We start from the raw sequence: 25958 nt of genomic DNA, 5'->3' as shown, positions 1-25958 counted from the left end.
CCAGCAAATGGAACAACTACTCTCATTCCCACTTCAATTTCTCCTTCGAAGATTGTAGGAATTCTATATTCAAATGGTCGATTCACTTGTTTTACTGGTACATCTACAATTACTTGTGCAAACATGATTTCACCTCGCTTTAGAGGTATACTTACCCCAATTTACATCATAAGAATAGTGTATCATCTTTTTAAAAAAATAGAAAACCATTTATTCAGTCTTAATTTTTATTTATAAAAATAAAAACCTTGAAGGGATTTCTCCACTTCAAGGCTTATTTATCATTAAACTTCTTCAGGAATACTATCTTCACGAATTCCTAATTCACCGGCGATAACTTCTTCTAACGCACGGCCAACATTTTTATCTGATTGATAGTCTTCTAATTTTTGTGGTTCATGATGGTGTAATTCATGAGCTCTTTTACTTGATAAAATTACTAAAGAATATTTTGAATCAATTTTGTTCAATAATTTATCAATTGAAGGATATAACATCATAATAGATTACCTCTTTCTACTTTTCTTCCAGTATTTCTTCTAGCTCTTCTATAGTATCTAAATTTCTAATGATTCGCAAGTGCTCTGTTTGAATAATTGCTTCGATTTTTTGAACGGCATTATCCACTGTATCGTTCACTACAGAGTAATCATAATACTTCATCAACTCTAATTCTTCACGAGCTGTTTTCATACGCTTCGCAATCACTTCATCAGAATCTGTTCCTCTATTAACAATACGGCTTTCTAATTCATTTAAATCAGGTGGTGTTAAGAAAATAAATACTCCATCTGGCATTAATTCACGAACTTGAATCGCACCTTGTACATCAATTTCTAAAAATACATCTTTACCTGTTGCTAATGTACTTTCTACATATTCTAATGGAGTGCCATAATAATTTCCAACATATTCAGCATATTCCAATAATTGTTTATTTTGAATCATTTGTTCAAATTCTTCTCTTGTCTTGAAGAAATAATCGACCCCATCTGTTTCACCTGTACGTGGTAGGCGAGTTGTTGCTGAAATTGAGTAAACAAATTTTTGTTCCTCTTTTGAAAAAATTGCAGCTCTAACTGTTCCTTTTCCTACGCCTGATGGCCCAGATAAAACGATTAACAATCCTCTTTTTGTCATAATCGTCTCAAAACTCCATTCTTTTTACAGCTTTTTACTATCTTATCATAAACCTTACTTGAACAACAAGCCAAAGCAAAAAAAATATTCCTTCCTCAACAAATTATAATCTTCTCCTCATTTTTATCTATGTTTTTTCTTTAATATACCGGAAAAATATTGACCTTTTTAAAAAACGAAATATAATAAAGATAAACATGAAAAGGTTTACATTTTATTTTGAAGGGAGAATTTATTTATGAACAAGAAATCGAAAAAACTAACTTTAATTTTAATTGTTGTACTCGTAATATTAGCATTCTTCTTAACACCAAAGTTACTTGACTCACTCCCTAAGCATTTTTCTATTTCATCAGACGCTAATTTTTATATAGTCGGATACCACAACATCGAAGGATATAAACTAGACGATTCTGAGTTCAAAAAAGTTTCTGATGAAAAAATAGACATTGTTAAAGGACAAATTAATCCAACCGTTAAACGTGCAGAATTATCCAATCGTTATTTAGTGTTTTCTGAGGAAGGAAAACCACACGGAGTCATTGGAAGAGTTACATCTGTTGATTTTAAAACAGGGGAAATCAAATACCATAAAACAGATGACTATGCTTATACATCTTCCGGCTCAAATCCTGATTACTATTTCACTTCCGCTTCAAATTATTTAGCAACTTTTGATTCAACATTAAAAAAAGTAGATAAATATATTTTTGAAGAACCGGTTATTCTTTCAGACTTTTCAAACGAGGGGAATCATCTTTATTTTTTAGGAACAGATGTCAAAGGTGATTCAAATCATCAGGCCCTAAATAATTTATATCATTTTTCACTTCATGACAGCAAATTACAGTTGAATTATAAAGAACCGTTATACGAGCAACCAGAAGTCACTTATTACTTTAATAACAGCTTGGTAAGAGGAAATCACTTATACGCAACTTCAAGTGGTTATCATAAAGACTCTACGAAAGAAAAAGTAATTTTAGGACAAATGTTCCACTATGATATGGATTTAGGAACAAAAGAGTTCATTGATTTACCTGAAATTGCTCCTATCAATCTGTTTGAATTAAAAGATGATTTAGTAGCCATTGAACACTCAACAGTATATTCTAAAAAAATTGGGTTCACCCTTTTTCATTTAACAAATCAGACCTCACAATTCATCGATTTATCTGAATTTGGGTTTGATATTAATAAGGATTCTTTAAAAGATGTGAAACAAATAGATGACAACACGTTATTAATTTTAGTAGGCAATAAATTATTACACTATCAGATTAGTTCAAGTAGCGTCCTCTCCGAAAAAGAAGTTGACCTTCATTCATTTCATATTTGGGTAAAATAACGACAACAAAAACGAGCATCTTCATTTCAAGATGCTCGTTTCCTTGTTTTTCATTATGATTTTTGACCCATATCTTTTACTTTCATAATACGAGTAATACTTGCACGTTCTTGTTCTTCTAACTTCATTTCAATATAGTAAATCGTCTCTTCTAATTGAGGAATCATACGATATTCTAAAGCATTTACTCTTCGACGTGTTTTCTCAATCTCATCAGCTAATAACTGACAAGTTTTTTCAATTTCTGTTAATGATAATAAATCAGGTAACACTGCAGAAATTTCTTCAATTGAATGATCAATCTCACTATTGGAGTTTAAATAACCATATTTAAAATCACTCTCTTGATTTTGTTCTACTACCGTAAAATTCATTTCTGGAACAGAAACACTCATAATATTTTTTTCTTGTAAATTCAATGTGACACTTTGTGGCGGAATTGCTACTAGTTCTTCAATAAAAGCTTCTTCTAGTGTTGCTTTTGCTAACACAAAACTTTTCATTCCTGCTGTTAAACGTTTTTCAACTTGATCACGTAATTCATTATTTTTACGAATTAACTCAATGAATTGTCTCATTAATTCATCTTGCTTATCTTTTAATAATTTATGACCACGAACAGAAACGGTTAATCGCTGTTTTAACTTAGACAATTCCATTCTTGTTGGTTTTACATTTAATCTCACCATTTAGGAATCACTCCCCTTTAGGTAAAAATTCATCAAGCATTTCATCCTTGATACGTTTTAATTCCGTACGAGGTAAAATTGATAGTAATTCCCAACCTAAATCTAATGTTTCTTGAATGGTACGATTCGTTTGGAATCCTTGGCTGATGTATTCTTTTTCGAATCGATCTGTAAATTCAACATATAATTTATCTGTTTTTGATAAAGCAGATTCCCCTAAAACGACTGCTAATTCTTTTGCTTGTTTTCCTGTTGCATAGGCAGCAAATAATTGGTTCATCGTTGAAGCATGGTCTTTACGAGTTTTTCCTTCACCTGAACCTTTATCTTTCAAACGAGAAAGAGATGGCAATACATTGATTGGAGGTTGAATCCCTTGTTTATCTAATGCACGATCCAAAATAATTTGACCTTCAGTAATATAACCTGTTAAGTCTGGAATTGGGTGTGTAATATCATCTTCAGGCATTGATAAAATTGGAATTTGAGTTACAGACCCTTTACGTCCTACTAAACGTCCCGCACGTTCATATAATGTCGATAAGTTTGTATATAAGTAACCTGGATATCCACGACGACCTGGAACCTCACGACGAGCTGCTGAAATTTCACGCAATGCTTCACAGTAGTTTGTCATATCTGTCATGATAACTAACACGTGCATATCTTTTTCATACGCTAAATATTCAGCTGTTGTTAAGGCAATTTTAGGAGTCGCAATTCTTTCAATCGCTGGGTCATTTGCTAAGTTAATGAACATAACTGATCGATCAATCGCTCCAGTTTTACGGAAATCTTCCATAAAGTATTCTGCTTCGTCAAAGGTAATTCCCATCGCAGCAAATACTACCGCAAATTTTTCGTCACTATTTAACACAGTAGCTTGACGAGCAATTTGAGCAGCTAATTCTTTATGAGGTAAACCTGAACCAGAGAATACTGGTAATTTTTGTCCACGAACTAATGTATTTAAATGGTCGATTGCTGAAATTCCTGTTTGAATAAATTCATCCGGATAGTCACGAGAAACGGGGTTAATCGCTTGTCCATTTACGTCTAAAGATGCTTCCGGTAATAATTCAGGGCCACCATCAATGACATTTCCCATTCCATCAAAAATACGACCAACCATATCTTCTGATACATTTAACGATAAAGGTTTCCCTTTAAAACGTACTTTTGAATCACGAATGTTAATGCCGCTAGGTCCTTCAAAAATTTGTACCATCGCTTTATCTTCATGTACTTCTAGTACTTGACCATGACGAGTTTCTCCATTTTGTAATTGGATTTCTACTAACTCATCAAATTTAACGCCTTCTACTTGTTCAACTATCATTAGAGGACCGACAACTTCACTAATCGTACGATATTCTTTAAGCATTTGTCATTCCTCCTTTTTGAATAGTTGCTTTAACATCTTCTTGAATTTGTTCTTTAATTGCTGTAAATTGTTCCATTTGACTTTCTGGAATATATTTTGAACGAGCAATACGGTCACGAATTTCTTCTGTGCCATCCATAATTTCTGCATAGTAAGCACCAACGCTCATCGCATGTCTTGCTTGTTCTTCAAATGTTAAAATTAAATCTAACATACGATATTGTTTTTCACGAGAAGTGAATGTATCCACATCGTCAAATGCATTTTGTTGTAAGTAATCTTCACGAATGGATTTCGCAATTGTCATTGTTAAGCGGTCTTTTTCAGATAATGACTCTAAACCAACTAAACGTACAATTTCTTCTAAACTTGCTTCTTCTTGCAATGTTTGCATCGCATGTTGAACCATTGATGACCAATTTTCATGAATGTGTTCATCCATATATTTTCCAACTTCTTGATTGTATAGAGAATACGAAGTTAACCAGTTCATAGATGGGAAGTGACGTTTTTGTGCCAATGTTGCATCTAATCCCCAGAATACTTTAGCAACACGTAATGTATTTTGAGTAACAGGTTCTGAAGTATCTCCCCCTGGAGGTGATACCGCACCAATGGCAGTAATTGTCCCTTCACGACCCTCGCTACCTAAAGTAACTACACGTCCTGCACGTTCATAATATTCAGCAATACGACTACCTAAGTAAGCAGGATACCCTTCATCCCCAGGCATTTCTTCTAAACGTCCTGACATTTCACGTAACGCTTCTGCCCAACGTGAAGTTGAATCCGCCATAATAGCTACACTATATCCCATATCACGGAAATACTCTGCAATTGTAATTCCTGTATAAATTGAAGCTTCACGAGCTGCTACAGGCATATTCGATGTATTCGCAATTAAAATTGTTCTTTCCATAATTGATTCACCAGTTGTTGGGTCAATTAATTCTGGGAACTCATTTAATACGTCTGTCATCTCATTACCACGTTCACCACAACCTACGTAAACTACGATATCTACGTCAGACCATTTTGCAATTTGGTGCTGAACAACTGTTTTACCAGCTCCGAATGGGCCAGGTACAGCTGCAGCTCCCCCTTTTGTTACAGGGAAGAAAGTATCAATAACACGTTGCCCTGTTAACATTGGAACTTCCGTATTTTTCTTCACTTTAAATGGACGGCCTTGACGAACTGGCCAACGTTGAATCAGATTGAAAGATTTTTCTCCTTCTTCTGTTTCAATCGTATAAACCGTGTCTTCAATACGATATGTTCCACTTGAAATACTTGTTACTGTTCCTTTTACTCCATAAGGAACCATAATTTTATGTTGAACAACTTTTGTTTCTTGTACATAACCTACAATATCTCCAGCTTCAACAGTTTGTCCAACTGCTACTATTGCGTGAAACTCCCATTCTTTTTGACGATCTAATGGGGCTACTACTGTTCCACGAACTAAAAAGTCACTGTTAGATACTTCTTTAAATGTATTCAATGGACGTTGAATTCCATCAAACATTTGAGAGATGATTCCGGGAGCTAATTCAACAGAAAGTGCTTCTCCTGTTGTTGTTACTGGTTCTCCTGGTCCTATTCCAGACGTTTCTTCATAAACTTGAATAGAGGCAACGCCTTTACGCATCTCAATAATTTCACCAATCAGTCCAAGGTGCCCTACATGACAAATATCTTGAATATTTGCATCTTCCATACCTTCAGCGGTCACTAATGGTCCTGATACTTTTACGATTCTTCCGCTCTTCACCGAAGTACCTCCTCTTAACTAAATTTTACGAATTATAAAATGTTTTGACCTACAGCCTTTTCCACATTTTCTTGAATTCTTGATTTTCCAATGGATAATGAACCTTTATGATTTGGAATTAAAATGATTGCTGGTGAAACAACTGCATCATAACGACGAATCGTTTCAGCAATTTCAGAGGCAATCGCTTCTGTTACATAAATAATTCCATACTCTTCACTTGCTAATCGATCAATGGTTTCTCTTGCTTCTAAACTTTCATGAGCAGGAAACACATCAAAACCAAGAATTTTGAAAGGAAGGACTGAGTCTTTATCTCCAACAACTGCAATTTTATGAGCCATAAACTGGTCGCATCCTTTCTCTTAATTGTTCTTCACTAAACCCATTATCGATTCCTACTAAAATCAATCGAATATTTTTCACTTCCATTTCACTAGCATGAATATAGGCAAGGGATGGATAAGGGCCAAAAGCATCGAATGTCGCATCTTTTAAATAACGATAAATACATTCGTCTTTCAACAATTCTAATTTCAATACAGAAATGTTTTCTTGAGATAAAATACTTTCCAATTCTTCTTTATAAGAAACACCATCAAATAATTGTAATAATGATGCCCAACCTAATTCTTGGAATGTATCGATTAATTGCGTTTTCGATACCGTTCCTTCATTTGATAATACGGTTTGTAAAAAGCTTCTTGATTGTTTTTGAGCACTTGCTCGGATTAAAGTAGCAATATTTTCTAAATCAATCATTAAATTAACAAATTCTGTCACTTTATCATCTTGCAATTCACGTTCTAACATTCTTAAATGTTTAAAATAATAAGTATCCATAAAAACGTCAGCAGTTTCTAATCGCTCAAAATTTTCAAAATCTTCATAAGCTTCTCGAACGGCTTTCACCATAACGCTAGGAACATCTTGAGAATCTCGAGTTTCTACTAATTGTTTTAAGGTTACTAATGAATAGCGACCAATAGGTATTAATAAATGTGAAAAATCTTTTTTAGCAAATTTTTCTTTTAATAACACTTTTAAATTATGATACATATAACGAATTGAAAAAATATCTAACAATTCAGGTGTAGGCATTAATTCATATAATTCCTCATACTGATTTTTCAAATGCTTCATTAATACTGCATCAAATTGTTTCGTTTGCAATAATTCATCCGTTTGAAATCCATAAGCCGTTTTTTGTAACACTTCTAAAGCTTGTTGTAACTCTTTTGAAGCTAATAAACTATTCATGATATCTTTTGAAAGTAATTGTTGTTCTAAAATACGAACAGTAGTATTGATTCCTGAATAAGCTAAATCATTCATTGAAATCCCTCCTATCTTTCAAAAGCTTTTTTAGCTAACTCTGGTGAGTATTCTTGTTTTAAATCCTTTAATAATGCATCGAATAAATAGTTGTATTCAATTCCTGACTGTTGTAAAACAAATCCAACTTTTTGTTTTAAAGTCGTTTGTGACACTTCTAATTCAGAAGCACTCGTTAATTGGTGAATATCTTCTTGTGATAATTGACTTGCTGTTGCTTCCCCTAATACTAATGTGATTTTTTCTTGTTTAGGTAATTGAGCTACTGCCGATTGAATAAACTGTACTAATGTTACGCCACTCCATCCAGACATTAAGGAGTAAACTTCATCAAACACGCTATCGAGTAATCTTCTTTTTTCTTGTAAAATTTCTTTTTTACTCGCATTGACTAAAGATTGTTTCTCTTTATCCCAAAGTTGTTTTGCACGTTGTTTTAATTGAGTTTTCTTTGCCACTTCTTGTTCTGCTAAAGTTGCATTCATGACATTTGTACGTTCTTCTTCTTCTTTAGTAGCAACAGCCAATTGATGTGAGAAATCTTCTTCGACTTCTTTTAATACTTGTTGTTTTAGTTGCTCTAAATCTTTCAAACGTTCCAACTCCTAACCTAATTGATTGATAATTAAGAATGAAGCCAATAATCCTAAGATTGCATAAGTTTCAACCATGGCTGCAAAGATAATCCCTTTAGTAGATTCTTCTGGTTTTTTCGCTAAAATTTGAACACCAGCAGCTGCTACTTTCCCTTGAGCAATACCAGATAATAAACCTGTGAATGCAATTGGTAAAGCTGCCATTAATAAGTATAAACCAGAGCTTAAAGGCATTGTTGCACTCATTTTTTGCATAATGAAGAATGCAATGATGAATCCATAAATCCCTTGAGTACCAGGTAATAATTGTAAAATTAACGCTTGAACGAATTTTTCAGGTTGTTCTTTAATTAACGCTGCTGCAGCTTCCCCTGCAATCCCTACACCTTTTGAAGAACCAATTCCTGAAAAAATACTTGCTACAGCCATTCCTAATGCTGCGAAAATAAAACCTCCAGAATTTTCAGTAAAAAATGTTAACCAGTTTGTCATAATAAATCTTCCTCCATCTTATTAATTTGATTTTTGTTTTGTTTCAATATATTTTTCATACGTTTTAAATGGTTTTAAAGCTCTTCCGCCACCTTCATAGAATTTACCAAAGAATTCTACAAACTGTAATCTTAATCCATGAACATATGCTCCTAAAAATGTTAGGAAAATATTTAGTCCATGAAGCGCAATTAACAGAAGAATTCCTACTGTAACTCTTGCTACTGGTGGTAAGAAAGTCACTAACATGTTAAATGCTGCTGCAATACTACCGCCTGATACTGCTAAAGCCATCAAACGAGTATAGCTGACCACATCTCCGACATAACCACTAATACCATATAAGTTATATAAACCACTTGCCAAGCCCGCAAATTTATTCGAACTTGTCAACATAGATACGATCACAATTAGTACCGCTGCAATAATCGCTACATATGAGCCAATAGTTGCAAGAATCGGTATATTTAAAATCATCGAACCTACTAAATATAAAATTAAGCCAAAAATAATCGCTAACCATCCAATATGAGTGGTATACGCATTAGCATAATCTTTTTTCTTCCAATTACTATAAGCCCCTATAAATAGACCTACAATAATTTGAATAACCCCAAAAATGATTGATAAAATCATAATCGTCGTTAAATCTTTTGAAAGTGATAATGGTTGGAATGGCATATCCACTCCAAAGAATGAACCAAAGATAATTCCCCAAGCCACTGTTGGATAACTTAATAAATGGAAGAACATTAAATTACGTTTCATTCCTTTATCTAATACAAATAGTTTTAATGCAAGGAAAGTTGCTAACCATAAAATAAGTCCATATCCAATATCTGCAGACATCATTCCAAAGAACACAAGATAAAACGGCGCTGTAAATGGCGTTGGATCCACCTCTCCATATTTTGGTAAACCATACATCTCAATCATCATTTCAAATGGTTTAATAAGCGAATGGTTTTTCAAGACAGTTGGAGCTTCTTCATATTCTTCTGGATCAATTTCCAATTCTACTACGGTTACTTGAGAAGCAATTCCATACTCTTCTATTTGTTGTTTTGCTTGTTCCACCACATCATCACATAAATAACCATGTAAGCAGAATAAATGCTCTCCTGAATACAATTGTTCTTTTGCAATTTCTTTCTGCCATTCATTAAACGCATATTCACAGTACAATTTTAATTTTCTAACAAAATCCTCTTGTTGTTGCATTTCTTGTACTAATGAATTTTTAGCTTCTTTTAATTGCTTTTGACGTTCTAAATTCAATTGCAATTCTTCTTTAGGACTATGGTCAAATGGGTACCATGTCACACTAAAATTCACTTTCGCTAATTCTTCTTTAGCTTCTTGTTGATGTTTTCTTGAATAAGTTGCAAATACTCCAACTTCTTCTCTTGTATGATACACTTCCTGAACAACAATCCACTGACTCTCTTTTAGACTTTCTAAATAACGATTATCCGTTGTTTGAGGAATCGTCCCCATTTTCGTCTTCGTAAATGGTTGTTTAAAGATTTCCTTTGGATGGAAGTCTAAATTTCCCCATTTTCTAAGTAGATTTTCAGTTTCAACGAGCTCTGCATTTTTATCTTCAAATTTTTGTAATTGTACTCGATAGTTTTCAACACTCTTAATTAATTCTTGATAATCCCAATTAGAAACTGTTTGTTGAAGTTCTTCAATCGTAAATGTTTCTTTTTTAGTTTTCAATTTTTTCATGAGTGAAGGTGATTTGAGATATTTTTCTAAAAAGCGAATATCTTCTTGTAATCGTTCTACTTTACTTTCTAACTCTTGAAGATTTTTTTGATTCGAAGGTTTTGATTCTTCTAACATGGATTGCCCTTGACTTAAGGAAATGAATTCTAATGATTGTAATTCTTGAACCGCGTCCATCAATTGGCTTTGAATACGATTTGGTGCAATAAACATCAATTTTTTCATTTTAGCAATTGCCATATCGTTTTAACACCTCCTTAATTGTTTCCTGAACCAATTCTTGTCGATTGGCTTCAAATACCTGCTGTATTTGTTGAATTTCTTCTTTTTGAAGAGATGCTAATTCTTCTTGGAAATCCAATTTCTTTTGAGAATATTTATCCTCTAATTCTTTTTCATAATTCGACAAAGCGATATCTACATTCTTTTTAGATTCAGAAATCTTTTGATTCGCTTGAATTTTTGCTTCATCAATTTTCTTTTGAAAATCTTCTTTTAATTGTTGAGCTTGATTTTCAATAGCTTGAACAGATTCTACAATTTTTTGGCTCATAGTACACCTCCCATCTCATAGGTCTGGATTCGATAATAAATTCCTACTTTTGTTATTATACCTTGCTTTCTTAAATGTATCAAACGATAATTCTATTCTACTCTCCTCTATTATCATTATAATTTAATAGGAAGAAACTCTACCTTTTTTAAAAATATTTTTTATTTTTTAAAAATAATGTTTGCATTTCAGAACAAATGTTCGTATAATACAAATACAAACATTTGTTCGGGAGGTCCAATTATGGAACGATATAAAAAACCATTTCATTCATTTATTCAACCATTATTAAACAGTTTACAATTTTCAACAGAATCAACTTCATTTACACCTGTAATGCCATTAATTGATGTTGTTGAGACGATTCATAATAGTTACTATTTCAAAAAAGAAATTACTCTTTTATTTGAACAATATAATTCGAAAGGTGAATTACAACAATTTACTAAAAAAGGCATTATTAAAAGCTGTATTCAACCAAACAATCATTTTGTTTTTCTAAGCGAAGATTTAACCATGATCTTAAACTTAGAACAAGTTGTTTCAGCCATTCAGGTATAAATAGAGAGAACAAGGACGACCAAATCCATTTTCAGGATTTGGTCGTCCTTGTATCCTAGTAATAAAAAGATTTCATCAAACCTATTTTAAAAAAGACATTATTCGTATTGATCAAAGAAAATAGGAAATCGAAGAAAGTTCCCGTATTATGAAAAGTGAATTTAAATCTAAACCAGGTTTTCTTTGTAAAAAAAGATCGAATTGAGGTAAATTTTATGATAAAGTTCTTTGCATTAACACTTTACCGAGTATTAGACCATAAACTAGAAAAACAATTTACTTGTCCACAAAATAATAAGAAAAGTACGCATTTCCCAAAAATAAAAATAAGGCTCCTAAACATTGTTAAATCAACGTTTAGGAGCCTTATTGATTCTGTAAAGTGTCAAACTCCGGAAAATGTATCATTCTCCTACTTTTTGACTTTGTAAGTAATTTGTAATCAGGAAGAACAAAAGTATGTAACCTGCAATTACTGTAATCGAATAAGATAAATTAGTTAAATTACCATCAATACTTTTTCCTAAATTCGAAAAATAATACTGAGGAAAGATATAATGTATCTTATCTTGAATGGAATCTTTTTTTACAGAAAACAATGCACCTGAAAGAAGCATAGTTATAACAGATACCATTGTTCCGATTATAAGAGCTCCTTGATTTTTTTTAGTCAAAGTAGATAAAAATATTCCAAAGTTTGCTGAAAATAGCTCAATTAAGAGAATATATAGGACTAACTTCCATGAAATATTAAGATCAAATAAAGGAAGTAAAATTAAACTACTTAATAAATTAGTAGTAAATAAAATCAAAAAATTAAAGACTACCTGTTGTAGAACATAAGAAAAATTGGAAACTCCGCTTAGATAGATTCGTTTATCCAGTCCATTTCTATCATCAAAATAAAATCTGTATAGTATTAACGAGAGTATCATAGAGCTCATAACCATAACAGTAATAATAATTTTATAATAACTATTACTGCTAGAAGCAATTAATAATTTTCCTTCATTTAAATACTGACTTAATTTCATACCTAAAGTTGAGTTTCTGACTGTAGTTACTTTATATTTTCCATCCTCTTTGTTGATATATGCATCGTATTCGCCTGATATTAGATTAGTATAATAGTTCATATCTCTTTCTACTTCTTTGACAGAAATGTTGTTATCATTCATCTCTAGTAGTTCAATGGCAGTTTTTGTTACACCAATCTTTACTTTTTGACTTTCCATTGTTACAACAAACGATGTTGCTGCGATAGTTATAAAAACAAGTAGAAAAGATATACTAGCATATGTTTTTTCTTTCAAAAAACGTTGTAAGTTATTTCTTAAAATAATAAATTTCATTTTTTCACTCTCCAAAATTTTCAGGTCGATACTTAAAGTGAATGATAATTACAAATAGTACTGAACATAGTAACAAAATTGATAATGTATTAAAATATGAACTATAATTTTTATCGTAAATGATACTAAAAAAAGTTGACATCACTTTTGAAATTGGGGATAAGGCAGATAAATTAGCAATTTTTTCCCCAAAGATATACATTGGGAAAAATAAACCAGATAAAATTGCTAAAACATTAATAACTAAATTTAAAATTTTTGTTACAATATCTTCACTTTTTAACAATACACAGAAAGCACCTCCAAATGTGATAGAAAAAATTACTAAGGCTAAGTCAAGTAACAAACTATAGGCAATATTAGATTTACCATAGTTTACCACCCCTGTACTATTAAAGATAAGCATATAAAAAGCTAGGATCAGATATGAAATAGAAATAGCAACTATTAATTTTGACAAATAAATCTTATAACGTGGAATCGGAGAATATACAATTCTGTAATTTGCATACTTCACATTACTCCCAAATAATAATTCTGGCAATATAATTACTGTTGCCATGGACAAATAAATCAGCATTGTAACACCATAATAATCATATGAAGTTAAAATATCATCACTAAAAATCGATCCAAATACAAACCCTGTTATTAATATCAGAACAATTGGATAAATTAGCAGATACATCATAATTGGCTTATTTTTTAAAAGATTCATTGTATCTTGTTTCATTATTGTTAACATTACAATATCACCACTAATCTCTTAAATTTTTACCAGTTAATAGTAAGAAAACATCTTCTAAATTTCTCTTTACCATTGTAATACTGGTGATATTTAAATTAAATTTAATTAATACCTTTAGTACACTATTAATCGACATAGAGTCCTCACACATACTAAAGATTATTTCAAATTCATCTTTTTGGCTCAGTTCTTCGACATTTGTTAATTCACGAATCTCATCTAACACTGTAGGAGATAACTTTTTATCTACTCTAATTTGATAATTAGAATTGCTATAATATTCTAAAATATCATCAAGAGAACCATTCAAAAGTATCGCTCCACCATCCATGATAATGACACGGTCACAAATTTGTTGCACCTCTTCCATATAGTGAGTTGTGTAAATGATAGTAGCTCCCTCATCCCTCAACTTCTTAATTGAATCTAGAATATGATTCCTAGATTGTGGATCAATTCCTACTGTTGGTTCATCAAAAATAATCAATTTAGGGTTATGTGCTATTGCACATGCAATATTCAGACGTCTTTTCATACCACCAGAAAAAGTTGATGGTTTGTCATCTTTTCTGTCTTCAAGTCCAACTTTTTTTAATGCATTTTCAACTTTTTCATTAATTTCGCTTTTTTTGACTCCGTATAAAGAAGCAAAGAATTTAACATTCTGTGCGGCTGTGATATCTTCATAAATAGCCAATTCTTGAGGAACAATTCCGAGTTGTTTCTTTACATCCTTGATGGACAAATTTTTATCATTAAAAAATATTATTTCGCCTTCATCAGATTGTAATAAAGTAGATAAAATATTTATTGTCGTACTTTTTCCTGCACCATTTGGACCTAAGAAACCAAGAATTTCACCTTTTGTAACATGAAAATTTAAATTATCTAATGCTTTTCTTCCGTTTTTATACGTTTTTGACAGTTTTTTAACTTCTAAAAGATTTTCCATTTTTTCTTCCTTCATTCTATAATATTTCTTTAAATACGTTATTTCTGATGCAGTGTACAATTCATTTCGATATTTGAATTTAACTTGTAATCAATCATCAGTTTTTCACCAATTCCCATTGAATATTAATCATACCTTGTTTTCTTATCAACTCAGTTTGAATTTCTAAACCATCTATTTAAAGGTTATCAGAACTAATTGAAGCTTGGTAAATAAAATAATTATTAAGTTATATTATTCTTTTTTATCCCCTTACCTATTGAAACTAATACTAAAAATAATATTTACAATTTTTTCTATATATTGCTCTTTTTCATCCTCACTTTCAAATTTTGAAAAGCTTGGATATGAATATTGAATTAAATTCATAATCATTTTTGCTTCTAGTAAAGGTGGGGTTTCTTTAAGTTCTGGATTAATAACTATAAGTATCTCTACAACAATGGAAACCATCTTTTGATTAAAATAAATCATTAATTTTTTAAACTCTTCATCTTTTCTTGAAAGTAACAGAATATCACTATTTAAAAAATGATTTTCCCAATAATTATCTATTCCATTAATTAGAAATTCTTTGAATTTAATTTCTGAACGAATATTTTTTCCAGTAACTTCTTTTCGTAAAACTTCCATTTGTTTTAAAGAATAGTTAAAAAATGTCTTAATTAATTCTTTAAAGACATCTTCCTTACTACTAAAATAATTATAAAAAACACCCACAGAAACTCCTGCAGCCTTTGTAATCTCTTTTGTTGTAATAGAACTTATGCTTCTATCCTTTAAGAGAGCATCTGTAGCCTTTATTAATTTTTGTTTATTATCATCTTTTACCATAGTCACCTCAAAATAATTTTATAATTTATAAATGAATTATAGTTCATCCACAGAACAATTTCAACTATGAAATGAATAAAAAGTCATTTTTAAAAGAAATGATTTAATAATATGAACTAAAGTTCATTAAAACTGTTTTTATATCCTCATATAATTTGAAATACTTAACAATATTTTGACATAATCTAGCATAGGATATTCTTCTATAATCTAGATCCTTTTATAACTACATAATCTGAAAAATATTTCTCCCAAACTTTTCCAATATTCATTATAGATAACTTTCCGTATTTACTTAGGTTTCAAAACAATGTTGCATTTACACATCCATTTTTTATTTAATAAACTATTAGCTTTTTCAGCCATATTTTTCTTCTCTCGCTATCTGATAGGCTTGAACATCTTTATTGTAAAGCTATTGGATTATTTTTAGGTACAACCTTCTACGATTACACGCATAGTGGGTGGTTTATTTAATACTCACCTAGGATCGTGACGGACTAAAAGTCGTATAAACAAAAAAACTTATTACCATAGCAGTAGTAACAGAAGGCTTTTGCCTTCTGTTACAGGAAAAATTGAGACCTTGGCTCAATTTTTAGCCATGAGATTCGCAAAGCGAAGCTGCTGGCGTCCTTGCTATAGTAATAAAGTCTTTTATAAATAATTTATAATATCGGAGAAAGCAGTCTGGAGAATTTTTGTTTAAATTTTTTCCACGGAGATTGCTTTTTAAAATACGCTTCATCTACTAATAAACAGTTCTCAATATCTTTCTCAAAAATATCTTGTAGCTTACATGAAATTTCCTCATCATAAATAAACGCATTAATTTCAAAATTCAATCGGAAACTTCGCATATCAAAATTAGAGGTTCCAACTGTAGAAGCAACGCCATCTACGACCATTGTTTTTGCATGCAAGAAACCTTCTTCGTATAAATAAATTTCTACACCGTCTTTTAATAAATTCCGACAATAATATTCTGTTGCACGATAAACAAATGGATGATCCGGTTTACATGGAACCATAATCCGTACTTTTACCCCTGAAAGAGCAGCTACTTGCAAAGCTTCCAGAACACTTTCATCTGGAATAAAATAAGGCGTTTGAATATCAATTGATTTTTTCGCCATATAAATCATTTTAACAAATCCCATTTTAATTTTTTGATAATCATTATCTGGACCTGTTGAAACGATTTGCATCGCTGTATCTCCTAAACATTCTAAAGTAGGAAAATATCGCTCAGAAAATGTTTTTTGATATCGTTCTGAAGCTGTCGCATTCCAATCAATAAAGAAACGAGCTTGAAGAGATAATACAGCATTCCCTCTAATTCTTAAATGTGTATCTCTCCAGTGGCCCAGTTTTCCCTTTCCTAAATATTCGTCCCCTATATTAAAGCCACCTACATAGCCAATTTTTCCATCAATGACAACAATTTTACGGTGATTACGATAGTTCATCCGCAAATTAATAATCCCAAATGTATACCCAAAAAAGGCTTCTGAACGTCCACCCGCATCGTGAAGTTTCTTCCAAAATTTTTGTTTTGTAAAGCGAGCACCTAGTGCATCATATAGTACTAAAACTTCGACTCCTTGTTGCGCTTTTTCAATTAAAATCTCCAATAATTCATGCCCTAATTCATCATCATTAAAAATATAATAGCCAATATGAATATGGTCTTTAGCATTTCTAAAATCTTCTTTTAACTGTGTAAATTTCTCCTGACCAGACGTCATAATTTCAACTTGATTTCCTTTTGTAATGACAGATTCATCACTTTCTAAAAATAGAACTGCTAATTCTTTTAAATATAAATCTTCAAAAAAGGTATTATCTTGTTCTAATTCCTCTAATTGAGTTTCGGCTACTTTTCTAATTCGAAATGTGTCTTGAGATTTCAAATCGAAAATTCGATCTTTACTAATTTTTCTTCCAAAAAAGAAATAAATAATAAACCCTAAAAATGGGAAAAAGACTAAGACTAATAACCAAGCCCATGTAGCAGAAATCTCTCTCGGTTCTCTAAAGACCGTAATAATTGCTCCAAGTGTATTGATAAATACTAACCCTGAAAATATCACTGTTAATAAATCCATTTTTTCTTTCTCCTTTCTTACTTAGAAAAAAAGTGGGAAAACAATAACTGTTTCCCCACTCGATTCATCATTTAATCATTTAATAAGTGAGATTTTTCTTTTCGAGATAAGTATCTTGTTCCTTTAGGAATGTAAATATCACGTTTTACGTAAATCAACGTTACTAATACTACTAGTGTTACGACTAATGTAGCAATAAAGTTTACTGAAAATCCTAAAAATCCACTTGCTAAAGCAACTTTTTCAGTTGCAAATAGTGTTGGTGCTCCAATAGCCGTAGCAATAGCATGGAAACTATAGCTAACAAATGTTGCAATAATGCTAGCTGTTACAACATTTAATACAGTTGAAGAAATACGAGCATTAAATGCTGTACGAACAGTATTTCTCGCAAAGAATCCAGCAAAAGCTACAAATCCATATCCCATTACAGAATCATGGAATGGAACAACAATATAGCCTGTTCCACTTGGATGTAATACTCCATGTAGAAGACCAAATAAAATACTTGCAATTGCTCCCCAAATTCCTCCATGTCTTAGTGATACTAAAATTAAAGGAATAATGGCAAAGTCAATGACTACATTTCCTCCAATTGCTGGAATGTAAGAAAGTCCACTAGCAACAACGATTGCTAACAAAACTTCTAACATAATTTTAACTGCTTTTGAACCCATGAATGTTCCCCTTTCAACAATACAAATTAATCTTTTTTATAATGTGATGCTTCCATAATAATTGGAAGAATAACTGGGCGACGTTTTGTTTGTTCAAATAAGTAGCGACTTAATCCATCACGTACTTCTTGTTTTAAACGTGGCCATTCAAAATTATCACTTGCTAAATTTTCTTCCACAATATCCGTCACAATTTTTTGTGATTCTTGTAATAACTCTTCACTCGTCTTCATATAAACAAATCCTCGAGAAACAATTTGTGGACCCGATAAAATTTTTCCTAAACGTCTAGAAATCGTTACAACGACTACGAAAATTCCGTCTTCTGATAAAATCTTACGATCTTTTAGTACAATATTACCGATATCTCCAACACCAATTCCATCTACTAAAACATTTCCCGCTGGAACTTGTCCAGTAGCTGTCATTCTTCCTTTAGAAAGTTCAATAACATCCCCTTTACCAGGAATGAAAATATTAGAATATGGAATTCCTAATTCGTGTGCTAACTCAGCATGAGCTAATAAACTACGATATTCTCCTTGAACTGGAATGAAGAATGTTGGTTGTAATAAATTCATCATTAGTTTTAAATCATTTGGAGTCGCATGTCCACTTGCTTTCGCATTATCAGCCATTTCAACGACTTCAGCTTCCGCACGGTAAATCATATCTTTCGTACGAGCAATAGCTGTTTCCATTGCAGTTGAAGGAGTTGTCGCAATATAGACTAAATCTCCTTGATGTAAATTCACTTGACGGTGACGACCTTGTGCCATTTTTTGTAAAGCTTTAATTGGTTCGCCTACATTTCCTGTTTCTAACACCACAATTTTATCATCTGCTAAACGTTTTAATTCACGTGCAGTTACGAATAAATCTTCTGAAGGAACTGTTAATTTATTTAATTTCAATGCAATATTCACGATTTCTTCTAATTCTGCACCTGTTAAGAAAATCTTACGTCCTGATTCATGAGCTGCATTAAACACTTGTTGAATTCGTAAAATATTACTTGCCACACAGGCTACAATAATACGTCCTGTTGCATTTCTAAATGTATCTAAAATACTAGCTTCAATTTTACGATCACTAACATTTTCTTCATAACTTTCAGCATCACTAGAATCACTTAATAAGGCTAAGACATATTCTTCTCCAATATCCGTAATACGACCAAAATTACTTTGATAGCCAACGGCAGCACTTTGGTCAAACTTAAAGTCTCCAGTATAAACAATACTTCCGTCTGCTGTTTTTAAAACAATCGCTACTGAATCTGGAATAGTATGAGTTGTTTTGAAAAATTTCACCGTTACAGATTCAAAATCAATTTCTGTATTTTCAGTGACGATATGATAATCATCAAATCCTTTTACTTGTTTAGAAGACTCTACATAATATTTTGCTAAAGCAATCGTTAATTCTGTCCCAAAAACTGGTGCTTGAATATTTTTTAGAAAATAAGGAAGAGCTCCTACTGCATCCGCATGACCATGGGTTAAAAATACTCCTGCAATCCGATCTTTATTGTCTTCTAAGTAAGTAAAATCTGGAATCACGACATCGATTCCTAATAATTCGTCTTCTGGATAAACCAATCCACAATCTAAGACGAAAATATCTTCATCTACTTCAACGGCATATAAACTCTTACCGTTTTCTCGAACGCCTCCTAGCGCCATTATTTTAATTGAACTCATAGTTCACCTCATCTTATTTATTTGTTGTATTTTGTCTTACCAACTTGTTTACATTCTTATTCTAGAATACCATATTTACGATTTTTTGACTAACATTTCATATTTTTTCTTGGAAATAAAAAAGGAATTAAGCTTATTAACTCTACTTAATTCCTTTTCTCAAATTTTTCATTACTCAAATTTTTAAAATATCAAAACTATATAAATCAATAAATTTTTTTAGTTGAATTTTAAATTATTTTAAACAATAAATCTACTAAGACTGTTCCTAGTTAATATTATGTTAGCTGAGAAAAATCATTTACACGAATGACTTCATCGACTTTTTCCCAAATAACTGGATTATGGGTTGCAATAATAATCGTTCTATTCTGATTTTTTAGAGACTCTAATATCGAAAGTAGCTCCTTAGAATTTTCAGGATCAAGTGATGCCGTTGGTTCATCAGCTAAAATTATAGGTGGATTTTTTAATATAATTTTTGCTAATGCTACACGTTGAGCTTCCCCACCTGATAATTCAAAAATAGGTTGCTTTAAATCAATATAAGATAAATTAACAGAAGTCAAAGCTTGATTCATTAAAGATATTTTATCTTTTTCTTTAAGTTTTTTACCTACTAATCCAAGATTCAAGTTTTCTCTTACTGTTCGACTTTCAATCAAACCAAAATCTTGAAATAAATAACCTAAGTAATCTCTAAAGAAAACAGATGGCTTTATTTTTTTTAGATTAATACCATCGTAAATAATTTCTCCTTTATCATAAGCTTCTAATCTCCCAATCATATTTAACAGAGTAGTCTTACCACATCCACTAGTGCCAATCAGGGCATAAATTTTTCCTTTTTCAAACTGAATATTCATACCAGAAAATAATTGGCGATTTCCAAATTGTTTAGATACATTTTTAAGTTCAAGCATATTATTTTCCTTTCATAATTGTTATAGAAATATTAGATTCCTTTTGTGATTGACGATAAAGAGCGAAAATTGCACAAATTAGGAAGACGAATAATGTTAGAATTCCTATTACCAAATCTCGACTAACGATAACATAAAGAAGAGCTCCAATTAGAAAACTTGAAAATTGACTAATTAAATATTGAGAATGCGTTTCAAAAAAACGTAAACCCGAAATCCGTTTAATCAAAATATCTCTACGAAATTGTTCAAAATAAAGCAGATTAACAGAATAAAAAAGTAATAATGAACTTGCAACTCCAACAATAGCTCCCAAAATAAGCGTTAGAGTTTCATTTTGAACTTCGTTGTAACGAGATAAATAAACACTTCTACCTTCTTTTAAATAAGAAACTTGGTCATAAATCCCCAATTTTTTCAAAAGACTAATTTCTTTTTCATAATTCTTAAAGAAAATTTGTTTTCCAGCCTTAATAGACCAACTAGTCTTAGAAATAAAACTATCGCCTGTAGAAGTGGGGGTAAATACGACTAAAATTGGATCATTTAGATATTGAAGCGACACAGGACTTTCACCATTATTATAAACAAATCTTTTTCCTCCTATTGGAAGATAATAAATAAAAGCTTTCATTTCATATTCTAATTCTGAATCCTCATCCTCACCTGATTTTCCATAATAATTCATATTTTCTTCAAATAGCTTTCTAATATTTTCTTCCTGATTACGCAGTGTTTCTGGTAACAAGAGTCCAAACTCTCCTTTTTGAAGATGAGCTAATTTCGATTTGGCTTCATCATCTATGTCAATATTTTCTTTTTCCAAATAACTTGGACTTACAAATAGAGTATTAGCGTCAGGACTATACGTATCAAGCGTTTCACCTTTTTCATTTTTCCCACTTGGATTTGCAAAATGTACAAGATTATCTTTTATATAGATAGCCTTTTCTTTTTCAATCGCTTCCTTAGCAAAGTCATACCATTTATTCTGATTTTCTGTTTCTTTTCTTCTATCTCCTAAACCAAAGGATATTTGATAGTAACCTTCCCTTTCTTGCCACGCTTGTTTTGAAATTTCAAGTTCTTTTAAACGATTATATGAGGTTAAACCAGATTTAATAGCATAGCCAACTGTAAAAACAGCTACTAACTGACATAATAATGTTAAAATCATCAAACGTTTAAGTGGCAATCTTCCCTTTATGATAGGTACTAATACATTATAATTTAAGCTCATTAAGTAAAGCGACATTAATAGTAATGATATTACAATTAAAAATAGAAGATAGATACTAATTCCAAAACTATATATTTCAAATAAAATTGAATAAAAGTTTCCTTGAATTTGAAGTACTAGACCTCCACATAAAATAGAAATAAAAGCTGATATAAAAATCCATTTCACATCACTAAATAAAGAATGCCACATTATTGTAAGTAAGGTTTGACCAGATAATAATTTTATTCCTGCTTCTCTCATATCCTTAACTTTACTAATAATAAGCATTGAAAAGAAAGCCAACCCAAATATTGCTAAACTAATCAAAATAAGTGGATTTAGTAAAATTTGAAATGCTAAAAAATATGGTGGTATTTTCCTATCAGCAATTGCCTTATAACCAAACTCTCCTAATTTTTCGGCTAGTTTCTCTTTAGTCAGAGAACCTGACAAAATAAGATAACTATTCAAAGGATCACTTTGTTCTCTACTTTCTTGATTTGCTTTATTGAATCCTCTTGGTAAGTCTCCTTTACCATAAGTCGCATAAGTAAAATTAGTATTCCCATCTTTACTAGGTTCAACTATTCTTCTAGCTATCAAACTACTCTCTTCATTTACAAACTCTTCTAACTTCTGCTCAAAAACCTCACGTGTTAGTTCTTTAGCATCCTTTTTCAAACGAGTTAAGGTTACAGAATCATAGCTAGCGTATAAATACTGCGGAGCACGTAATTGTATAATCCAAATAAAGAAGAAGCTGAGAAGAAATGTTGATAAAAAAATAAATATTTTTTTCATAATAGCCTCCTGAAAAAATATGGTTAGTCTTTTAAATTCATATATTTTTTGTAGAACCAAATCATCGTCGATAAAAAATAATAATGATAACTCCTTCTACTATTTCAGTTTTTCCTAATTTTGTACATAAATTATGTAATGTATAAATAGAATCTAATCAAATCAATAAAGATTTTTGTAACATTTCTTATCATATTTATCCATTTAATAAAGAAATAACTTTCAATTAAGAAAAATATTATTAGATAATAAAAAATTCACCGCCTTTTGTACCATTGTGTTAATGCATTAATACACTTTTCTTTTAACTGTATTAAACGCTTGATACATTTAATCCGTCAATCTTTTTTTAAAAACATTTTCTAAAAAAATAAAAAAATGAGACTAGGTTTTCCCTAGCCTCATTTCATGAATGATTAAGCTTCTTTTTCGATTAATGCTTTACGAGATAAGTTGATACGACCTTGTCCATCAATTTCAGTAACTTTTACTTTTACTTTATCTCCAATCGCTAATACATCTTCTACTTTCGCTACACGTTCATGCGCTAATTCAGAGATGTGAACTAATCCATCTTTTCCTTTTGCAATTTCAACAAAAGCTCCGAATTTTTCAATACGGCGAACCGTTCCTTCATACACTTGTCCAGCTTCAATTTCACGTGTTAAATCTTCAATAATTTCTTTTGCACGTTGAATCATTGCAGCATCAGTTGAAGCGATGGATACATGACCTTCTTGATCGATATCAATTTTAACGCCAGTTTCATCAATAATGCTATTGATTGTTTCTCCACCACGACCGATAACAACTTTAATTTTATCTGGGTGAATAGAAATCATTTCAATCTTAGGTGCATATGGGCTTAACTCTTTACGAGGTTCAGCAATTGTAGAAGTTAATTCTTCTAAAATTTCAAAACGAGCTTTTTTCGCTTGCGTTAATGCTTCACGTAAAATTTGTTCTGTAATTCCTTGGATTTTAATATCCATTTGTAATGCTGTAATACCAGTTGTTGTACCAGCAACTTTAAAGTCCATATCTCCTAAATGGTCTTCTAACCCTTGGATATCTGTTAATACTGTATAGTTTGTACCATCAGAAATTAATCCCATCGCAATACCCGCTACAGGAGCTTTAATTGGTACTCCTGCTGCCATTAAGGCTAATGTTCCCGCACAAATACTTGCTTGAGAAGATGAACCATTTGATTCTAACACTTCTGATACAAGACGAATTGTATAAGGGAAATCTTCTGGAGTTGGAATCACTTGTTTCAATGCACGTTCCCCTAAAGCACCGTGACCAATTTCACGACGACCTGGGCTTCCAGCACGACCTACTGAACCTACAGAGAATTGTGGGAAATTGTAGTGGTGAATGAATCGTTTACCTTCTTCAATTCCTAAACCATCAATGACTTGATATTCTCCTAAAGGTGCTAATGTAGCTGAAGTTAATGCTTGAGTTTGTCCACGAGTAAATAAACCTGAACCATGAACACGTGGTAATAAGTCAATTTCTGAAGACAATGGACGAATTTCGTCAATTTTACGACCATCAGGACGTACTTTTTCTTCTGTAATTAAACGACGTACTTCGTCTTTTTCAAGATTATCCACTAATTGAGAAACTTGTTTTAATAAACCTGCTTTTTCATCATTTTCTTCTAAAACAGCTTCAAAATGTTCTAAGGCAGTTTCTTTAACTTTTTCAATATTTTCTTCACGAGCTAATTTTTCTTCTGTTTGGATTGCATTAATCATTGCTTGACTGAATAAGTCTTTCACTTGTTTTTCGATTTCTGGATCAAATGATAGCAATGTTACTTCCATTTTTTCTTTTCCAATTTCTTGGACAATTTGTTGTTGGAAAGCTACTAATTTTTTTATTTCTTCGTGACCGAATAATAATGCTCCTAACATATCTTCTTCGCTCACTTCTTTAGCAGAGCTTTCTACCATGTTAATCGCAGTTGCAGTACCCGCTACAGATAATTCGATATCTGATAATTCAGCTTGTTCAGTTGTAGGGTTGATCACGTATTCTCCGTTAACACGACCAACATCTACCCCAGCAATTGGACCATCAAATGGAATATCTGAAATACATAATGCTAAACTTGAACCAAACATAGCAGCCATTTCTGGTGGACAGTTTGGATCTACAGACATTACAGTATTTGTAATTTGAACTTCATTACGGAAACCTTCCGCAAACATTGGACGAATTGGACGGTCAATTAAACGAGCTGTTAATGTCGCATGTTCACTTGGACGTCCTTCACGTTTAATAAATCCTCCAGGAATTTTACCTGCTGCATACATTTTTTCTTCATAGTTCACTGTTAATGGGAAGAAATCTGTATCCTTTGCTTGTTTTGTACCAACGGCTGCTGTTAATACAACTGTATCTCCATAACGAACTAAGACAGCACCATTTGCTTGTTTTGCTAATTGGCCGATTTCAACTTGTAACAGTCTTCCGCCCCATTCATAGCTATATACTTTTTTCTCTGACATATCGATTCTCCTTTTCTTCTTTTTAAGAGTATCTTTTAAACCTACTTTTAGAAATATAAACAGACGAAAAACTCACCTTCTTATATTTCTAAAGTAAGCACGCTAAAAAGAATACTCCTTGATTGTCATACGCAATAATTCTACCATAAACGATACTGAATAACTATTTTTTTGAGTAAACTTTAGCATTTTTTGAAAAAAATCCTAAAAACGATTGCATTTTAACTTCAAAGTGCTATACTAAAAAAGTAATTAATGCCTCCTTAGCTCAGTTGGTAGAGCAGTAGACTCTTAATCTATGGGTCACAGGTTCGAGCCCTGTAGGGGGCATCTAAATCAACAGGAAGAAGCCTTGATTTACAGGGCTTTTTTGCTTGTTTATAACTGATTTACCCCACTTTTAAATCTAGATTTTCTTTTTTAATCAAATTACATCTTAACAAATAGTGTAAACCCATTTACTTTTGCTTTGATGCCATACAATATTTTCATGTAGAGAAGACAAATTTTATC

The 25958-nt window shown here is 31.6% G+C and carries 24 protein-coding genes and 1 tRNA gene; 3 read left to right on the top strand and 22 right to left on the bottom strand.

Features of this window, described 5'->3' with window-relative positions:
* From RWR88_RS05795 to gmk, 3 genes are all read right to left on the bottom strand, one after another.
* Positions 1 to 125, bottom strand: a 125-nt coding sequence (locus tag RWR88_RS05795; RefSeq protein ID WP_314451051.1) for a hypothetical protein, incomplete at its 3' end; no start/stop codon positions are given.
* Positions 126 to 284: 159 nt separating this feature from the next.
* Positions 285 to 500, bottom strand: coding sequence for a DNA-directed RNA polymerase subunit omega (rpoZ, locus tag RWR88_RS05790; RefSeq protein ID WP_006703591.1), 216 nt, complete (start codon positions 498 to 500; stop codon positions 285 to 287).
* Between the two features lie 16 nt (positions 501 to 516).
* Positions 517 to 1140: a guanylate kinase gene (gmk, locus tag RWR88_RS05785; RefSeq protein ID WP_314451048.1), complete on the bottom strand. Its 624-nt coding sequence runs from the start codon at positions 1138 to 1140 to the stop codon at positions 517 to 519.
* Positions 1141 to 1378: 238 nt separating this feature from the next.
* Between gmk and RWR88_RS05780 the strand changes: the two genes are divergently transcribed.
* A complete protein-coding gene (locus RWR88_RS05780; protein WP_314451046.1) occupies positions 1379 to 2488 on the top strand; it encodes a hypothetical protein in 1110 nt (369 codons plus the stop codon).
* Between the two features lie 53 nt (positions 2489 to 2541).
* Here RWR88_RS05780 and RWR88_RS05775 read toward each other — a convergent pair whose 3' ends face one another.
* From RWR88_RS05775 to RWR88_RS05735, 9 genes are read right to left on the bottom strand one after another with little or no spacing between them, the layout of a single operon-like run.
* Positions 2542 to 3177, bottom strand: a complete 636-nt coding sequence (locus RWR88_RS05775; protein WP_006703588.1) for a V-type ATP synthase subunit D — start codon at positions 3175 to 3177, stop codon at positions 2542 to 2544.
* A 7-nt stretch (positions 3178 to 3184) separates the two neighbouring features.
* Positions 3185 to 4561, bottom strand: coding sequence for a V-type ATP synthase subunit B (locus RWR88_RS05770; RefSeq protein ID WP_314451044.1), 1377 nt, complete (start codon positions 4559 to 4561; stop codon positions 3185 to 3187).
* Positions 4554 to 6335 carry a V-type ATP synthase subunit A gene (locus RWR88_RS05765; RefSeq protein WP_314451042.1) on the bottom strand — a complete coding sequence of 594 codons (1782 nt, stop codon included), beginning with the start codon at positions 6333 to 6335 and terminating at the stop codon, positions 4554 to 4556. The genes RWR88_RS05770 and RWR88_RS05765 overlap by 8 nt, the downstream gene beginning before the upstream one ends.
* A gap of 32 nt (positions 6336 to 6367) precedes the next feature.
* Complete coding sequence (locus tag RWR88_RS05760; protein WP_006703585.1) at positions 6368 to 6679, bottom strand: V-type ATP synthase subunit F; 312 nt, start codon at positions 6677 to 6679, stop codon at positions 6368 to 6370.
* Complete coding sequence (locus RWR88_RS05755) at positions 6669 to 7670, bottom strand: V-type ATPase subunit (protein ID WP_314451040.1); 1002 nt, start codon at positions 7668 to 7670, stop codon at positions 6669 to 6671. The genes RWR88_RS05760 and RWR88_RS05755 overlap by 11 nt, the downstream gene beginning before the upstream one ends.
* Before the next feature lie 11 nt (positions 7671 to 7681).
* On the bottom strand, positions 7682 to 8263 hold the full coding sequence (locus tag RWR88_RS05750; RefSeq protein WP_314349338.1) for a hypothetical protein: 582 nt from the start codon (positions 8261 to 8263) through the stop codon (positions 7682 to 7684).
* A 12-nt stretch (positions 8264 to 8275) separates the two neighbouring features.
* Positions 8276 to 8758 carry a V-type ATP synthase subunit K gene (locus tag RWR88_RS05745; RefSeq protein WP_227931014.1) on the bottom strand — a complete coding sequence of 161 codons (483 nt, stop codon included), beginning with the start codon at positions 8756 to 8758 and terminating at the stop codon, positions 8276 to 8278.
* 21 nt (positions 8759 to 8779) lie between these two features.
* Positions 8780 to 10729: a V-type ATP synthase subunit I gene (locus RWR88_RS05740; RefSeq protein WP_314451038.1), complete on the bottom strand. Its 1950-nt coding sequence runs from the start codon at positions 10727 to 10729 to the stop codon at positions 8780 to 8782.
* Positions 10716 to 11042, bottom strand: a complete 327-nt coding sequence (locus tag RWR88_RS05735) for a hypothetical protein (protein ID WP_314405649.1) — start codon at positions 11040 to 11042, stop codon at positions 10716 to 10718. Before RWR88_RS05735 ends, RWR88_RS05740 begins: the two co-directional genes overlap by 14 nt.
* 243 nt (positions 11043 to 11285) lie before the next feature.
* Here RWR88_RS05735 and RWR88_RS05730 point away from each other — a divergent pair, with 243 nt between their 5' ends.
* Positions 11286 to 11603 carry a hypothetical protein gene (locus RWR88_RS05730; protein WP_314451036.1) on the top strand — a complete coding sequence of 106 codons (318 nt, stop codon included), beginning with the start codon at positions 11286 to 11288 and terminating at the stop codon, positions 11601 to 11603.
* Positions 11604 to 12007: 404 nt separating this feature from the next.
* Here RWR88_RS05730 and RWR88_RS05725 read toward each other — a convergent pair whose 3' ends face one another.
* The 10 genes from RWR88_RS05725 to pnp form a co-directional block, all read right to left on the bottom strand.
* Entirely contained in the window at positions 12008 to 12955 is a 948-nt protein-coding gene (locus tag RWR88_RS05725) for an ABC transporter permease (protein ID WP_314451035.1), read from the bottom strand.
* A 4-nt stretch (positions 12956 to 12959) separates the two neighbouring features.
* Positions 12960 to 13700, bottom strand: a complete 741-nt coding sequence (locus tag RWR88_RS05720; RefSeq protein WP_006703577.1) for an ABC transporter permease — start codon at positions 13698 to 13700, stop codon at positions 12960 to 12962.
* Between the two features lie 13 nt (positions 13701 to 13713).
* A complete protein-coding gene (locus RWR88_RS05715) occupies positions 13714 to 14655 on the bottom strand; it encodes an ABC transporter ATP-binding protein (protein ID WP_006703576.1) in 942 nt (313 codons plus the stop codon).
* 252 nt (positions 14656 to 14907) lie between these two features.
* Entirely contained in the window at positions 14908 to 15489 is a 582-nt protein-coding gene (locus tag RWR88_RS05710) for a TetR/AcrR family transcriptional regulator (protein WP_314451027.1), read from the bottom strand.
* A gap of 668 nt (positions 15490 to 16157) precedes the next feature.
* Positions 16158 to 17597 carry a cardiolipin synthase gene (cls, locus tag RWR88_RS05705; protein ID WP_006703574.1) on the bottom strand — a complete coding sequence of 480 codons (1440 nt, stop codon included), beginning with the start codon at positions 17595 to 17597 and terminating at the stop codon, positions 16158 to 16160.
* A 71-nt stretch (positions 17598 to 17668) separates the two neighbouring features.
* The gene (locus RWR88_RS05700; RefSeq protein ID WP_006703573.1) at positions 17669 to 18274 is read right to left on the bottom strand and encodes an energy-coupled thiamine transporter ThiT; all 606 of its coding nucleotides are present in this window, start codon (positions 18272 to 18274) and stop codon (positions 17669 to 17671) included.
* A gap of 26 nt (positions 18275 to 18300) precedes the next feature.
* The gene (locus RWR88_RS05695; RefSeq protein ID WP_006703572.1) at positions 18301 to 19977 is read right to left on the bottom strand and encodes a ribonuclease J; all 1677 of its coding nucleotides are present in this window, start codon (positions 19975 to 19977) and stop codon (positions 18301 to 18303) included.
* A 278-nt stretch (positions 19978 to 20255) separates the two neighbouring features.
* A complete protein-coding gene (locus tag RWR88_RS05690; protein ID WP_006703571.1) occupies positions 20256 to 20900 on the bottom strand; it encodes an ABC transporter ATP-binding protein in 645 nt (214 codons plus the stop codon).
* Position 20901: 1 nt separating this feature from the next.
* On the bottom strand, positions 20902 to 22923 hold the full coding sequence (locus tag RWR88_RS05685) for a DUF1430 domain-containing protein (RefSeq protein ID WP_006703570.1): 2022 nt from the start codon (positions 22921 to 22923) through the stop codon (positions 20902 to 20904).
* Between the two features lie 416 nt (positions 22924 to 23339).
* On the bottom strand, positions 23340 to 25445 hold the full coding sequence (gene pnp, locus RWR88_RS05680) for a polyribonucleotide nucleotidyltransferase (RefSeq protein ID WP_314451022.1): 2106 nt from the start codon (positions 25443 to 25445) through the stop codon (positions 23340 to 23342).
* A gap of 257 nt (positions 25446 to 25702) precedes the next feature.
* Here pnp and RWR88_RS05675 point away from each other — a divergent pair.
* A tRNA-Lys gene (locus tag RWR88_RS05675) sits at positions 25703 to 25775 on the top strand.
* Positions 25776 to 25958 lie beyond the last annotated feature (183 nt).

This window comes from uncultured Granulicatella sp. (assembly GCF_963528195.1).
GTDB lineage: Bacteria > Bacillota > Bacilli > Lactobacillales > Aerococcaceae > Granulicatella.
Note: the sequence above shows the minus strand (reverse complement) of the source record. Positions and strands in the feature narration are given on the sequence as shown.

Coding starts and splice junctions, on each gene's coding strand:
- rpoZ (WP_006703591.1), bottom strand. CDS start 500: ATGATGTTATATCCTTCAATTGATAAATTATTGAACAAAATTGATTCA.
- gmk (WP_314451048.1), bottom strand. CDS start 1,140: ATGACAAAAAGAGGATTGTTAATCGTTTTATCTGGGCCATCAGGCGTA.
- RWR88_RS05780 (WP_314451046.1), top strand. CDS start 1,379: ATGAACAAGAAATCGAAAAAACTAACTTTAATTTTAATTGTTGTACTC.
- RWR88_RS05775 (WP_006703588.1), bottom strand. CDS start 3,177: ATGGTGAGATTAAATGTAAAACCAACAAGAATGGAATTGTCTAAGTTA.
- RWR88_RS05770 (WP_314451044.1), bottom strand. CDS start 4,561: ATGCTTAAAGAATATCGTACGATTAGTGAAGTTGTCGGTCCTCTAATG.
- RWR88_RS05760 (WP_006703585.1), bottom strand. CDS start 6,679: ATGGCTCATAAAATTGCAGTTGTTGGAGATAAAGACTCAGTCCTTCCT.
- RWR88_RS05755 (WP_314451040.1), bottom strand. CDS start 7,670: ATGAATGATTTAGCTTATTCAGGAATCAATACTACTGTTCGTATTTTA.
- RWR88_RS05745 (WP_227931014.1), bottom strand. CDS start 8,758: ATGACAAACTGGTTAACATTTTTTACTGAAAATTCTGGAGGTTTTATT.
- RWR88_RS05740 (WP_314451038.1), bottom strand. CDS start 10,729: ATGGCAATTGCTAAAATGAAAAAATTGATGTTTATTGCACCAAATCGT.
- RWR88_RS05735 (WP_314405649.1), bottom strand. CDS start 11,042: ATGAGCCAAAAAATTGTAGAATCTGTTCAAGCTATTGAAAATCAAGCT.
- RWR88_RS05730 (WP_314451036.1), top strand. CDS start 11,286: ATGGAACGATATAAAAAACCATTTCATTCATTTATTCAACCATTATTA.
- RWR88_RS05725 (WP_314451035.1), bottom strand. CDS start 12,955: ATGAAATTTATTATTTTAAGAAATAACTTACAACGTTTTTTGAAAGAA.
- RWR88_RS05720 (WP_006703577.1), bottom strand. CDS start 13,700: ATGTTAACAATAATGAAACAAGATACAATGAATCTTTTAAAAAATAAG.
- RWR88_RS05715 (WP_006703576.1), bottom strand. CDS start 14,655: ATGGAAAATCTTTTAGAAGTTAAAAAACTGTCAAAAACGTATAAAAAC.
- RWR88_RS05710 (WP_314451027.1), bottom strand. CDS start 15,489: ATGGTAAAAGATGATAATAAACAAAAATTAATAAAGGCTACAGATGCT.
- cls (WP_006703574.1), bottom strand. CDS start 17,597: ATGGATTTATTAACAGTGATATTTTCAGGGTTAGTATTTATCAATACA.
- RWR88_RS05700 (WP_006703573.1), bottom strand. CDS start 18,274: ATGGGTTCAAAAGCAGTTAAAATTATGTTAGAAGTTTTGTTAGCAATC.
- RWR88_RS05695 (WP_006703572.1), bottom strand. CDS start 19,977: ATGAGTTCAATTAAAATAATGGCGCTAGGAGGCGTTCGAGAAAACGGT.
- RWR88_RS05690 (WP_006703571.1), bottom strand. CDS start 20,900: ATGCTTGAACTTAAAAATGTATCTAAACAATTTGGAAATCGCCAATTA.
- RWR88_RS05685 (WP_006703570.1), bottom strand. CDS start 22,923: ATGAAAAAAATATTTATTTTTTTATCAACATTTCTTCTCAGCTTCTTC.
- pnp (WP_314451022.1), bottom strand. CDS start 25,445: ATGTCAGAGAAAAAAGTATATAGCTATGAATGGGGCGGAAGACTGTTA.